12 protein-coding genes are annotated in these 13,352 nt (G+C 70.3%); 4 read left to right on the forward strand and 8 right to left on the reverse strand.

Translation table 11 applies throughout. The features are described 5' to 3' along the window. Positions 1-151: 151 nt before the first annotated feature. The 7 genes from ACW5DW_RS01990 to ACW5DW_RS02020 all read right to left on the reverse strand — a co-directional run bounded on the left by ACW5DW_RS01990 (position 152) and on the right by ACW5DW_RS02020 (position 7,992). Positions 152-712, reverse strand: a complete 561-nt coding sequence (locus ACW5DW_RS01990) for a Sua5/YciO/YrdC/YwlC family protein (protein ID WP_457017033.1) — start codon at positions 710-712, stop codon at positions 152-154. 168 nt (positions 713-880) lie between these two features. Then, positions 881-3,415 (reverse strand): DNA topoisomerase I, encoded by a 2,535-nt coding sequence (locus ACW5DW_RS01995; protein WP_457017034.1) that lies wholly within the window; start codon positions 3,413-3,415, stop codon positions 881-883. Between the two features lie 178 nt (positions 3,416-3,593). Further along, complete coding sequence (locus tag ACW5DW_RS02000) at positions 3,594-4,532, reverse strand: RDD family protein (protein ID WP_457017035.1); 939 nt, start codon at positions 4,530-4,532, stop codon at positions 3,594-3,596. A gap of 54 nt (positions 4,533-4,586) precedes the next feature. Then, complete coding sequence (locus ACW5DW_RS02005; RefSeq protein WP_457017036.1) at positions 4,587-5,090, reverse strand: pilin; 504 nt, start codon at positions 5,088-5,090, stop codon at positions 4,587-4,589. Between the two features lie 19 nt (positions 5,091-5,109). Beyond that, positions 5,110-5,583, reverse strand: a complete 474-nt coding sequence (locus ACW5DW_RS02010; protein ID WP_457017038.1) for a DUF494 family protein — start codon at positions 5,581-5,583, stop codon at positions 5,110-5,112. 33 nt (positions 5,584-5,616) lie between these two features. Continuing rightward, a complete protein-coding gene (gene dprA / locus ACW5DW_RS02015; RefSeq protein ID WP_457017039.1) occupies positions 5,617-6,747 on the reverse strand; it encodes a DNA-processing protein DprA in 1,131 nt (376 codons plus the stop codon). 78 nt (positions 6,748-6,825) lie between these two features. After that, on the reverse strand, positions 6,826-7,992 hold the full coding sequence (locus ACW5DW_RS02020) for a LysM peptidoglycan-binding domain-containing protein (RefSeq protein WP_457018376.1): 1,167 nt from the start codon (positions 7,990-7,992) through the stop codon (positions 6,826-6,828). A gap of 142 nt (positions 7,993-8,134) precedes the next feature. On the opposite strand from ACW5DW_RS02020, the gene def reads away from it, so the two are divergent. From def to ACW5DW_RS02040, 4 genes are all read left to right on the forward strand, one after another. Then, entirely contained in the window at positions 8,135-8,650 is a 516-nt protein-coding gene (gene def / locus ACW5DW_RS02025) for a peptide deformylase (protein WP_457017041.1), read from the forward strand. Between the two features lie 12 nt (positions 8,651-8,662). Then, on the forward strand, positions 8,663-9,586 hold the full coding sequence (gene fmt / locus ACW5DW_RS02030; protein WP_457017043.1) for a methionyl-tRNA formyltransferase: 924 nt from the start codon (positions 8,663-8,665) through the stop codon (positions 9,584-9,586). A gap of 58 nt (positions 9,587-9,644) precedes the next feature. Further along, on the forward strand, positions 9,645-10,952 hold the full coding sequence (rsmB, locus tag ACW5DW_RS02035) for a 16S rRNA (cytosine(967)-C(5))-methyltransferase RsmB (protein WP_457017044.1): 1,308 nt from the start codon (positions 9,645-9,647) through the stop codon (positions 10,950-10,952). Positions 10,953-11,188: 236 nt separating this feature from the next. Next, positions 11,189-12,313, forward strand: coding sequence for a glycosyltransferase (locus tag ACW5DW_RS02040; RefSeq protein ID WP_457017046.1), 1,125 nt, complete (start codon positions 11,189-11,191; stop codon positions 12,311-12,313). Between the two features lie 13 nt (positions 12,314-12,326). Here the strand turns inward: ACW5DW_RS02040 and ACW5DW_RS02045 are convergent, their stop codons facing one another. Next, positions 12,327-13,286, reverse strand: coding sequence for a glycosyltransferase family 9 protein (locus tag ACW5DW_RS02045; RefSeq protein ID WP_457017047.1), 960 nt, complete (start codon positions 13,284-13,286; stop codon positions 12,327-12,329). Between the last annotated feature and the right edge of the window lie 66 nt (positions 13,287-13,352).

Genomic DNA, 13,352 nt, shown 5'->3' on the forward strand with positions numbered 1-13,352 from the left:
TGGCGTGGGCATCGGAGCCGGGGACCCAGGGCGCGATTACCCGACGGCGCTTCCACGTGGCCCGAATAAAACACAATTTGTGCGACGCGGCAATTGCCCCGGTTCGAACTGGTTTCCGATGCAACGGGGCGCTGAAAAAAACCCTTGTTTTTCAGCGGATCACGCGACCGCTGCGGGCGTCCCGGATCGGGGTGGCCTGCGCCAGCCCTGAGGTTTCTCCGGCAACAATCACCTCCACTCCGGCGCGGACATCCGCCGCGAGTTCTTCGTGCGTGCGCGGTGCGGGCAGGCCGCCGATGTTGGCGCTGGTCGAGACGAGCGCGCTGCCGTATCCGCTGCACAACGCGGCGACGACCGGATGCGCGCTCACGCGCACGGCGACGCCCTGGTGGGCGCCGGTGATCCAGCGCGGCACGCGCGCGGTGACCGGCACGATCCAGGTATGCGGGCCAGGCCAGGAGGCAATGACCTCGTCGCGCGTGGCAGGCTCCAGGCGGTCCCAGTCGACCAGGTCATCGAACTGCGCGGTCGATGCGGCGACCAGGATCAGGCCCTTGTCCAGCGACCGCTGCTTGAGCGCCAGCAGGCGCAGCACCGCCGCCTCGTCGAAGGGATCGCAGCCCAGGCCCCACACGCCCTCGGTGGGATAGGCGATCAGGCCGCTGCCACGCAGGGCGGCGACGGCTTCGGCGATCCGGGGCGAGGCAGGCATGGCGCCAGCTTAGGGACTGGCGCGGTGGATGTCAGTGGGCGGCGCGACGGCCCCGCAGGCGGGGGGCGTGATGCAACGGTCGCGGCTGAAGCCGCTCCTGCAGAAAAGCGCGACGCACGGCACTCCCGTAGGAGCGGCTTCAGCCGCGATTGCCGTCCCCCAACGCGCCTAGAACGGCGCGTCCTCGCTCTTCTTGATCACGCGCTTGCGGCCGGGCTCGAACTTCGCCGCCGTGACCAGCGGCCGCGCCGGCTCGAATTCGCTCGACAGCGGGTGCAAGGCCTTGGCCGCCTTCTTTGTCGTCGCCTTCTTCGCGGTCTTCTTCGCAGCGCTCTTGGCGGGCGCCTTCCTGGCCGGCACCTTCTTCGCGGCCGCCTTCTTGGCGACCGCCTTCTTCGCCCCGAAGCCGCGCCGCGCAGGCTTGCCGGTTTCCTCGAGCAACCGGACCACTTCCTCCAGCGTGAGCGAGGCCGGCTCACGATCCTTCGGGATCTTGCCGTTGAGGCGGCCGTCGCTGATGTAGGGGCCGAAGCGGCCGTTGAGCACCTGGATGTCGCTGCCGTCGAACTGCTTGATCACGCGGTTGCGCGCGATCTCTTCCTTCTCGTCGATCAGGAACACCGCGCGGGCCAGGTCGATCTTGTAGGGGTCGTCTTCCTTGGTCAGCGAGGCGTAGACGCTGCCGCGCTTGGCGAAGGGGCCGAAGCGGCCGATACCCACGCTCACGTCCTCGTCCTTGTTCTGGCCCAGCACGCGCGGCAGCTGGAACAGCTCCAACGCTTCCTCAAGGCTGATCGAATAGATGCTCTGACCCGGCCGCAATGAGGCGAAACGTGGCTTGTCCTCGTCCTCGACCTTGCCGATCTGCACCAGCGGCCCGAACTTGCCGATGCGCGCGCTCAGCTGGCGCCCGCTCGCCGGGTCTTCGCCCAGCACGCGAATGCTGCCCGAATCGGCCTTGTCCAGGGTGGCCTTCTTGTCGTCCACCTGCTCCTTGAACGGGCCCCAGAAGCGTTCCATCAGTGGCACCCACGCCTCCTCGCCGCGGCTCACCGCATCGAGCTCGTCCTCGAGGTTGGCGGTGAAGTCGTAGTCGACGTACTTGGCGAAGTGGTTGCTCAGGAACTTGCTGACCGCGCGGCCCACGTCGGTGGGCTTGAACGCGCGCCCTTCCAGCAGCGCGTACTGCTTGCCGGTGAGGGTCTGGATGATCGAGGCATAGGTGGAGGGACGGCCGATGCCGTACTCCTCGAGCGTCTTGACCAGCGAGGCCTCGGTGAAGCGCGGCGGCGGCTGGGTGAAGTGCTGGTCGGTGTGGACGCGGTCGAGCGGGATGCGGTCGCCAAGCTTCATCGCCGGCAGCTTGCGGCCCTCGTCCTCGTCTTCCTTGCCCTTGCTGTCCTTGCCTTCCTCGTACACGGCCAGGAAGCCGGACACGACCACGGTGGTGCCTGACGCGCGGAAGCCATGCTCGGCGCCGGCGGCGAGGTCGATGGTCACGGTATTGAGCGTGGCCGGGATCATCTGCGAGGCGACCGCGCGCTTCCACACCAGCTCGTAGAGACGACGCTCGTCGTCGCTGAGGAAGTGCCCTACCTGCGAAGGCGTGCGCAGCGCCGAGGTCGGACGCACCGCCTCATGCGCTTCCTGCGCGTTCTTGGACTTGGTCTGGTAGACGTTGGGCTTGTCCGGCACCGAGGCGGTGCCGAAGTCGCGCGCGATCACGTCGCGGATCTCGCCCAGCGCCTCCTGCGACAGGCTCACCGAGTCGGTACGCATGTAGCTGATCAGGCCGACCGTGCCTTCCTCGCCAACCGCGACGCCCTCGTACAGCTTCTGCGCCACCTGCATGGTCCGGCGCGTGGTGAAGCCGAGCTTGCGCGCGGCCTCCTGCTGCAGGGTCGAGGTGGTGAACGGCGGCGACGGCCGGCGCTTGCGCTCCTTGCTGGCCACGTCGGTGACATGCAGCGCGCCATTGGCGGCAGTGGCGATGCGGCTGCGCGCGTCCTCGGCGGTCTCGCCGTCGGTGATGGTGAACTGTTCGAACTTCTGGCCGTCGAGCTTGATCAGCCTGGCGCTGAAGGCCTGGGAGGGATGCGCGCACTCGGCCTCGATGGTCCAGTACTCGCGCGCCTTGAACGCCTCGATCTCTTCTTCGCGCTCGACGATCATGCGCAGCGCCGGCGACTGCACGCGCCCGGCCGACAAGCCGGCCTTGATCTTGCGCCACAGCACCGGCGAGAGGTTGAAGCCGACCAGGTAGTCGAGCGCGCGCCGTGCCTGCTGGGCGTCGACCAGCTCGGCGGCGATGGGACGCGGCTGGCTCATCGCTTCCTTGATCGCGCGCGGCGTGATCTCGGTGAACACCACGCGCTGCAGGTCCTTGCCCTCCAGCAGGCCGCGCTCGCGCAGGATCTCGGCGATGTGCCAGCTGATCGCCTCGCCCTCGCGGTCCGGGTCGGTCGCCAGCCAGATGCCCTCGACGCCGCGCGCCGCCTTGGCGATCGCCTCGACGTGCTTCTCGTTGCGCTCGATCAGCTCGTAGCGCATGCGGAAGCCGTCGTCGGGGTCGACCGCGCCCTCCTTGGGCACCAGGTCGCGGACGTGGCCGTACGAGGCAAGGACCTGGAAGTCCTTGCCGAGGTACTTGTTGATCGTCTTGGCCTTGGCCGGCGATTCGACGATGAGCAGGTGCTTGGGCATTTTGGGGGAGGTTCCGGGCGGGCCTGTCGGCCGCGCCAAAATCGGGGATTCGAAGAACACGACGCCCGGGAGGTCCCGGGCGCAAGAAACCGCGCCATCCAGGGATGGCGCTATTTATAGTGGAATCACGGCGCGCATGGTGGTGTCAAGCCACCCGTCCGGCCGCAACCCCAGCCGCTCAGCGGGTCATGGCCGGAATTGCGATCGCGGCCACCATCGCGAGCAGGCCCAGGGCGAGCAGGCCAGCGCCGATCGCGATGACCACCCAGGTCACCACGCCCAGCTCCCGGCGCTGCAGGTCGGGGCGGTCGGTGAAGGCCCATTTGTCCACCACCAGGGTGTCGCAGACCATGTCGTGCAGCGCCTGGCGGCGCTGGCTCAGGCCGGTGGTCAAGGCGGAGACCAGGCCACCGATGCCCAAGCTGAACACGACGGTGCCCAGGTACGCCGCGTAACGGGCAAACGCGCGCAGGAAGCTGATCCGCTCGCCGCTGCCGCGACAGACCTTGATCCCGACCGCCATCTTGCCCAGCGAGGCCTGGCCGGCCGACGAATGCATCCAGGCGAAATAGAACAGCGGGATCAGAAGGCCGACGCCGTAGGAGAGCAGCAGCAGCCCCAGCGAGCTGCCGGCCCCGAACAGTTCCCCGCCCGCCAGGCCGGCCGCGCCGGCCGCCAACAGCAACGGAATCTGGATCGCCCACGACGCTACGGCGGTGACGAAGCCGTCGATCACCATCGCCGCGAAGCGCTTCAGGAAGCCGGCATGGACCACTTCGCCGCCAGCCACCACGCTCGTGCCGGCGGTGACCGTGGCGACTGGCGGGGCGTAAGGCGAAACCGGTTCTGCCGGCGCCGCCGGATGGGCCGGTGCGCTCGGGACCACGCTTGCGCCTGCGCTGACCGGGCCCGCGCCCAGCGGAAGCGGCGGCGCGCCGCCCTCGGCCCGGGCGAGCTCGGCGGCGAAGTCGCGCATCGGCCGCCAGTCGCTCATTCCCTCGCGCCAGACCAGCGTTTCCCAGCCCAGCTGGCCCTGCAGGCGCAGGCGCACCAGGCTGGTGTCGTCGACCGGGCCCTGGCTGGCATGCTCGGCGTCGGCGTAATACCACTTGGACATCGTGTTTTCCCCTGTTTATGTGTGGGTCGGCGCCGCTCCCCGGCGGCGCCCGCCTCAGCCGCGGCAATCGGCGGGCAGGTATTTGTCTTCAGCGTCGGAGCTGCAGCGCCAGGCGCCGCTGGCGTCCAGTTCGAGCCACAGGTGCTTGCCGTGGATAGCGCCGCCCTTGTCGTCGCGCAGCCGGATCTCCAGCGCGCAGCCGACGCCGGTGCGACCGAAGCCGACGCCGTCGTGGGCGCTGCCGGCTGCGCCTGCGGCGCGGAATCCGAGGTCGGCATCGATCGGGCAGCGGCCATTGCGCGCCGCGAACTCGGCCACCTGCGCCTTGAGCGGAGCGGTTTCGGCCAGCGCCGCAGCGGCCACCGCGCGCGCAAGGTAGTCGTTGTAGGCTGGCAGCGCGATCGCGGCCATGATCGCGACCAGCGGGATCGCAAGCCCGCCCGCGACGAGCAGCGCGATCAGGCAGCCGCTCATGCCCTTGCGTGGCGGCGGGGGTGGGGCGTGCGGACGGCTGGGCGGCAGCGGCGGTGGGCCGGCACCCGGGGTGGTTTGGTTCATCAAGGGCTTCGGTGGTGCGTCAGTGCACCGGCTCGGGCTCGTCGGCGAACATCTGGGTTTCCATCCAGGCGTACGCCGCTTCCATGCCGGGCTGGTTGAACAGCACCATCAGCACCACCCACTTGAGGTCGTCCAGGTCCAGCTCGTCCTGGTCGAGCGCCATCGCGCGGTCCAGCACCAGTTCGCGCTGGCCGGCGTCGAGCACGCCGTGCTGCTCCAGGAACAGCAGGAAGCCGCGGCAGTCGACGTCGAGCTTGTCGAGCTCCGGGCCGAAATAGACCCGGACCGGGCCGTCCGCGCGCAGCACGCCGGCGTCGGGCCGCTGCTGGGCGAGCGCGTCGAGCCAGTCGAAGGCCTTGCTGATCTCCGCCGGGCTGAAGCCGGCCTCGAGCAGGCCAGCCTGGAGGGAGTCGCGGTCGCGGATGAGATCCGCGTCCTCGCTGAAATAGTGTTCAAACAGATAGAGCAGGACGTCCAGGATGCTTTCTTTCATTTCCCCCCGGCCTGCGCCTGTAGGCGCGATATGTCAGGACTTTCGGGAATACCGGCCGTGCGCCTGCACGACACGGCCATCCAGCTCCAGGAGCAGGAGCATGGACGACACTTCCGCGGTCGTCAATCCAGTGCGCTCCAGCAATTCATCCATAGGGCTTGGGTCATGGCACAGAGCCGACCACAAGCGCTGGTAGTCCGGATCCTCCGGCGCTGCACTCCCCGCGGACCCGTGCACGGCGTCCGCGGACACAGGGATGGGGGCCTGCAGGCGCTTGCGCAAGGCGTCGGCCAGCGATGCGGCCACCGCTACGAGTGCAGCGTTCACTTCGGCCGGGGTTTCGACCAGGACCGCGCCGTCACGCAGCAGCCGGTGGCAGCCGCGGGCCATCGGGTTGCGGATCGATCCGGGCAGGGCGAAGACCTCGCGCCCGGCGTCGGCGGCCAGGCGCGCGGTGATCAAGGCACCGGAGCGATGCGCGGCCTCGACCACCAGGGTGCCCAGGGACAGCCCGGCGATGATCCGGTTGCGGGCCGGGAAGTGCTCGCTGCGCGCCCCGGTGCCGGGCGGATGCTCGCTGACCACCGCGCCGCACGTCGCGATGGCCCGGTGCAGGCCGGCATTGGATCGCGGGTAGGGCACGTCGATGCCGCTGCCGAGCACCGCCACGGTGATGCCGTCGGCCTCCAGCGCAGCCTCGTGGGCGGCGGTGTCGATGCCGGCGGCGAGGCCGCTGCAGACCGCAAGGCCCGCGCGGACGAAGGCGCGGGAGAATTCGCGGGCGTGGTCGCGGCCACCGGCGGTCGGGGCGCGGGTGCCGACCACGGCAATCGCCGGGTGCCAGAGCAGGTCGGCGTCGCCAGCCACGAACAGGGCCAACGGCGGGCTGGAGATGCGGCGGAGCAGGGCGGGATAGTCGGGGTCGTGCCAGCCGATCAGGTGGTGGCGTGGGCCGGCCAGCCACTCGCACTGCCGGGGTGGGGGCGTGTGCCCGCTGTCCAGCGCGCGCACCTGTGCCTCATCGAGTCCGGCCTCGCGCCAGGCGCGTGGGCCCGCGGCCAGCGCGGCGGCGGGCGTTGTGAATCGTTCCAGCAGCAGGCGGCGTGGCGCGCTGGCACCGCCACACTCGATCAGGCGCAGCAGGGCGAGGTCGTCGGGCGTCATGGCGGCAGCGTGCCGCACAGACGACGACGGCGCCCGAAGGCGCCGTCGCTGGACTCTGTCAGAAAACCCCGCGCCGTGTCAGTAGGGCGCGTCGGGATGCTTGAGGTGGTAGCCGATGCGGGTGGGCTTGATGCTGTCCATCACCAGCGCGTAGCTGACCTTGTCATAGGTGCGGAACACCATCGCATGGCCGGCGAACTCGTCGGGCAGCCGCACCTTGTTCTCGAAGAACACGGTGTCTGCGTCGCGATCGGGCCCCTTTTCGACCCGGTCCACGGTATTGGTGCCTTCGCGCCAGAGCGAGAACACCGTGCCGTTGTTCACGCCCTCGCGGGCGCCAATCGACAGCACCACCACATCGCGCGGACCGCCGTGGGTCAGCGTGTCGGCCACCGCCAGCACGCGGGCGCGGCCGTACTCGAGCTGCTGCGCCGGTGCGTGCGGGAAGAACTGCAGGTCGTAGGGCTGGGCGTCGATCGCGATCAGGCGGTCGCCAACGCGCACTTCGCGCCCGGTTTCGTCCAGCAGCAGGGTGCTCGCCTGGATGCCACCGACCTCGCCACGCGTGATCGTGCCCACGTTGACCCGCTGCAGCTCGTAGCCAAGCAGTTCCTGGCCCTTGTCGGGCGTGACCACGTTGGTCCAGTACTGCTGGAAGTCGGCGATGCGCTTGCCGCGGAAGTCCAGGTCGTCCTTGTGGAACAGGTCGCAGCACAGGCCACTGCGGTCCAGGTGCGTATAGCGCACGGTCGGACGCACCACCGCGTAACGCTGGCCGGCGCTGGCGCCGGGCAGGCCGCGGATGTAGGCGACCTCGCCCTGGGTGACGCGCATGCGGTCTTCTTCGAGGCCCACCACGTAGGGCAGGTGCTCGAACTCGTCGACCACGCGCAGGTCCTTCAGGAAGGCCTCCACGTCCGACAGCGGGATCGCGTTGATCGGCTGCGCGGTCGCTTCGCGCGGCCCCTCGCTGGCGGTCACGCGGTTGAGGTAGGCCAGGCTGACCACGTCACCCGGATAGATCAGGTGCGGGTTGTGGATCTGCGGGTTGGCCTGCCAGATTTCCGGCCACAGCCATGGCTTCTGCAGGAACTTGCCCGCGATGTCCCACAGCGTATCCCCACGCTGCACGACATAGGTATCGGGATGATCGCCACGCATGGTCTGCGCAGCCGCGTAGGTGGCCACCGTCATCAATGCGACCACGCACGTCGTGCGGAGCCCCTGAGAAAGGCGCTTAAGCATACGGGCCATCTAGTTGCTCCCCTTGAAGATTTCCCCGTGCAGCAGCCGCACTATAACGTACAAGTGGCGGCCGGTTGCAAGCCGCCGGGCGCTACAATGGCCAGCCGTTCCACGCGGTTGTGACCGCCGCCACCTTTCCGCCATGGCCCTGCTCCCGATCCTCGAATATCCCCACCCCCGCCTGCGGACCGTGGCCAGGCCGGTTGATGCCGGCCATCTGCAAGATCCTGTCTTCCAGCGCCTGCTCGACGACATGTTCCAGACCATGTACGAGGCGCCGGGCATCGGCCTGGCCGCGACCCAGGTCGACACGCACCAGCGCTTCATGGTGATCGATGTCACCGAAGGGCATGAGCAGCCGCTGGTCTTCATCAATCCGACCATCCGCGAACGCTCCGACGAGTTGCGCGCGCACCAGGAAGGCTGCCTGTCGATCCCGGGCATCTACGCCGACGTGACCCGCGCCGACGGCATCGTCGTCGACGCGCTGGACCGCCACGGCAAGCCATTCGAACTGCGCGTGGACGGGCTGCTCGCCACCTGCGTGCAGCACGAGATCGACCATCTCGACGGCAAGCTGTTCATCGACTACCTCTCGCCGCTCAAGCGCGACCGCGCGATCAAGAAGCTCGACAAGCTGCGCAAGGGTCGCGACTAGGGCCACGCCGCCATGCGCATCGTCTTCGCCGGTACTCCCGACTTCGCCGTTGCCTCGCTGCGCGTGGCCGCCGCGCGCGGCGAGGTGGTGGCCGTCTATACCCAGCCCGACCGGCCCGCCGGGCGCGGGCGCGGGCTGGCGGCCTCGCCGGTCAAGCAGGAGGCGCAGCGCCTCGGACTGCCGGTGCTGCAGCCGCAGACGCTGCGCACGGTGGAGGCGCGCAAGGCGCTGCGCGCGCTGAAGCCGGACCTGATGGTCGTGGTCGCCTACGGCCTGCTGCTGCCGCCGAAGGTGCTGGCCATCCCGACCTTCGGCTGCTGGAACGTGCACGCTTCGCTGCTGCCGCGCTGGCGCGGCGCCGCGCCGATCCAGCGCGCGATCGAGGCCGGCGATGCCGAGACCGGCGTGTGCCTGATGCAGATGGAGCAGGGCCTGGACACCGGTCCGGTGCTGCTGTCGCAGACCACGCCGATCGCAGAGTGCGAGACCGGGGGGCAGCTGCATGCGCGCCTGGCCGATCTCGGCGCCCAGGTGCTGGGGGACGGCCTGGCGCTGCTGCGCGCAGGCGTGCGTCCGGCGCCGCGGCCGCAGCCGGAGGAAGGTGCCACCTACGCGCACAAGCTGGAGAAGGCCGAGGCGCGGCTGGACTGGCGACTGCCGGCCGAGGCGCTGGCGCGCAAGGTGCGCGCCTACGTGCCGTGGCCAGTGGCCGAGGGCGACGTTGCCGGCGAGGTGCTCCGCATCCACGGCGCGGTCGCGCTGCCGCTGGCACATCGGGCCGCGCCAGGAACGGTGCTGGTGGCCGCCCGCGACGGCATCGATATCGCCTGCGGCGAAGGCGCCCTGCGGATCCGCTCCCTGCAGCGGGCCGGCGGCAAGGTCGTGACCGCCGCCGACTACCTCAACGCACGGCGTGACCTGCTGCGTGTGGGATGAGTCGACGCCAGCTCCAGTCGTGCGGCACACAATGGGCACGTAACGGCAGCGCAGGACGATGACCATGAATTCCAGAACCGGCGCCGCAGCGCGCGTGGCGGCAGCCAGCGTGCTCGATGCGGTGCTGCAGGGCCGCTCGCTGAAGACCGAACTGGCGGCCGCGTTGCCGAAGATCGCCGATCCGCGCGATCGTGCGTTGATCGAGGCGATCTGCTTTGCCGCGCTGCGCAACCGCCCGCGCTACGAGGCCGCGCTGCAGGCATGGATGCCAAGGCCGCTGGGGCAGCGGGACGCGCCACTGCGCGCGCTGCTGTACGTCGGCTTCGCCCAGCTCGATCCGCTGCAGCTGCCCGCCCACGCCGCGCTGGCCGCGACGGTCGACGCGGTCCGCGTGGCGGGGCGCAGCCACCAGGCCGGCCTGGTCAATGCGCTGCTGCGCCGGGCGCAGCGCGATGGGCTGCCTGCCGGCGACATGGAAGTGGCTTGGCCCGGGTGGCTGCGCGAGCGCATCCGCAGCGACTGGCCGCAGGATGCCGAGGCCATCTTCAGCGCCAGCGCCGTGCCGGCGCCGACCTGGCTGCGCGTCAATCGCGGCCGCGGCAGCGTCGAGGACTATGCCGCGCGCCTCGCCCAGGCCGGCATCGCGCATGCGCTGGTCGACGGACTTGCGGATGCGATCCGCATCGACGCGCCGGTATCGCCGACCACGCTTCCGGGGTTTGCCGGGGGCGACGTGTCGGTGCAGGACGCCGCCGCGCAGCGCGTGGCCGATGCGCTGTCGCCGGCGCCTGGTGCGCGCGTGCTGGATGCCTGCGCCGCACCCGGAGGCAAGTCCGCGCACCTGCTCGAGCGCGACCCCAGCCTGCAGCTGACCGCCATCGACATCGACCAGCGTCGCCTGCGCCGGGTGCGCGAGACCCTGGATCGCCTGGGCCTCGGCACCAGCGCGCGCCTGGTCGCGGCCGACGCCATCGACACCGCCGCCTGGTGGGACGGCGTGCCCTTCGAGGCGATCCTGCTCGATGCCCCGTGCTCGGGCACCGGCATCGTGCGCCGCCAGCCCGACGTGCTGCTGCACCGCCGCGCATCCGACCTGGCCGCGCTTACCGGCCTGCAGGCACGCCTGCTCGATGCGCTGTGGCCGCTGCTCGCGCCCGGCGGCCGCCTGCTCTACACCACCTGCTCGATCCTCAAGTCCGAGAACGACGACCAGGTTGCCGCCATGCTCGAGCGCACGCCGGACGCGCGCGCCGAGGTGCTGGACGCATCCCTGGGACGTGACCAGGGGCCGGGCCGTCAGCGTTTGACCGGCGAGCAGGGCATGGACGGCTTCTACTACGCCAGCCTGCTGCGCGACGGCCCATGACCGCCGCGCGGTGCAGCACCTGTCGGATCGCCGGCACGCGCCACTAGAATGGCCCGACTGACCAGAGGCCGCAGCATGACCGGATGCCGCAAGTGCGTGCGGGAGGTCCGCAAGGACGTTCCGGGACAGGTGTGCCCCGCGTGTGACCGCCACGGGCGTTTGGCCGGGACTGTGTTGCAACCGCACTGGAGTTCCGCGGGCGGATGCTCCGCCTGGCCGGTGCCTGGAGGTGGCCGGTGACGGCCGCCACAGCGAAGCTGCGTGTCCTCCATTTCGTCACCGGGGGCTTTTCGAGTGGTTCGATCCAGGTAGCGATCCAGCTGGTCAACGCCGAGCGCGATGGCGGGCGGATCGAGCCGCTGCTGGTCCTGCGGCGCAAGTCCCGGACAGATCCGGCGCGCGTGGCCGAGCTGGAGGCGGCAGGCACGCCGGTGCGGGTGGTGGCCGGCTGGTCGCATGTCGCCACGGTGCTCGCGCTGGTACGGCTGTGCCGGGAGTTCAGGCCCGACGTGCTGGTCGCGCACGGGTTCAGCGAGCACCTGTGGGGGCGCTATGCCGGGCTGATCGCGAAGGTGCCGCATTTGGTCCATGTCGAACACAACACGCGCGAGCGCTATACCCGCTGGCGCCGTGCGCAGATGCGCTGGCTGGCGGCGCGCACCGCGCGCATCGTCGGCTGTTCGGAAGGGGTGCGTGAGGTGCTGCTCGGGATGGGAATGCCGCCGGAGCGCACGATCGCCATTCCCAACGGGATCCGCCTCGAGCCGTTCCAGGTGTCCACGCCCGTACCTCCGTCGCAGCGCGTTGGGGGCATCGTCATGGCGTCGCGGCTGTCGCGGCAGAAGGACCACGCCACCCTGCTGCGCGCGGTTGCGGTGCTGAAGGAGCGGGGCCTGACGCCGCCGGTGCTGATTGCGGGGCACGGCAAGCCGCGCTACCGGCGACCGCTGGAGAAGCTGTGCAGCACGCTCGGCCTGGATGGGCAGGTGCGGTTCCTCGGGCTGTGCCGGAACGTGCCCGAGCTGTTGCTGGGCCACCGCATCTCGGTGCTCGCCACGCACTACGAGGGCATGCCGCTGGCGCTGATCGAAGGCATGGCGGCGGGCTGCGTCGCGATCGGGAGCGCGGTGCCCGGCGTGCGTGAACTGCTGCACCACGACGTCGACGGCCTGCTGGTGCCGGAATCAGATCCGGTCGCGCTCGCCGACGCGCTCGCGAACGCGCTGCAGGACGACGCCCTGGCCGACCGGCTCGGCGCGGCCGGGCGCGAGGCGGCCATGTCGAGGCACTCGCGCGAACTGATGAACGAGCGCTACGAGGACCTGTTCCTCGAGTTGGTGGCGACAGCGCCGGGCGCCTGACGCGCGTCCGCAATCAGCGCAGCGCCTGCGCGACCTCTTCCACGCTGGCCCATCGCCCTGCGTACGGAAACAGCGTCACCTGCGGACCCACCGGCGCCCAGGCCGCCGTCGACGGTGGCCCGTGGATGCTCACCAGGCGCGCGCCGACGCCGGCGGCGATATGCCCGGGACCGGTGTCGTTGGAAACCGCCGCATGCGACAGCGCCAGCAGCGCGGAATAGATGCCCAGGTCGACGCCGGGGAACAGGATTGCGCCGGGGGTACGCGCGCGCGCTGCATCTTCCTCACCCGGCCCGGGACAGACCACCACCGTGCGGCCCCGTTCCAGCAAATGGCGGGTGATGTCGGCGAAGCCGGGCCAGACCTTGCGGTCGGCGCGATCGTCGCTGCCGCTGAACGGGCACAGCACCACGTAGGAACCGGTCGCAATGCCCGCCTGGGCCAGCAGTGCGCTGGCGGCTGCGGTCTGGCCGGCGCTCGGAACCAGGTCGAGGCTGGACGGAAACGGCAGGTCTTCGCGCAGGAATGCGTTGACGATGCGCCAGTACTCCTCGCCCATATGCAGCCCCCGGGGCCGCGGGTAGGCCTCGTGCAGGAACAGCTGCCTGCCGTCGTAGGCATAGCCCACCGGCCGGAAGCCGGCGAGCCGGGTCTCGACCGCCGAGGAAATGGAGCGCGTGAACAGCAGCGCGCCCGGCCTGCTTCCAGGCTCGTGCGCGCGCATTGCGCGGGACACCTGCCGCAGCTGCCCGATCGCAAGCCGGTGCCGTTCGTCGCGAACCGTCACCGGCAACGCCAGGCCCTCCAGCAGCGCGGGCGCCCAGCGCTTGCCGTACAGATGCACCGAATATCCAGCCAGGCTGAGGCGACGGATCGCCGGCACCGACAGCACCACTTCACCCACCCAGTTGCACAGGCGGACGAGCAGCGGGCCTCGGGTACCTGGAGCCGGTGGGGCTGGAGTGTCGGACATCAGTGGTTCCAGGTTGCGGAGAGGGTCACGGTGCAAGGAAGCCTGCGGCGTGCGGCCGGCACGGGC

It is taken from the genome of Luteimonas sp. A482 (assembly GCF_054072655.1).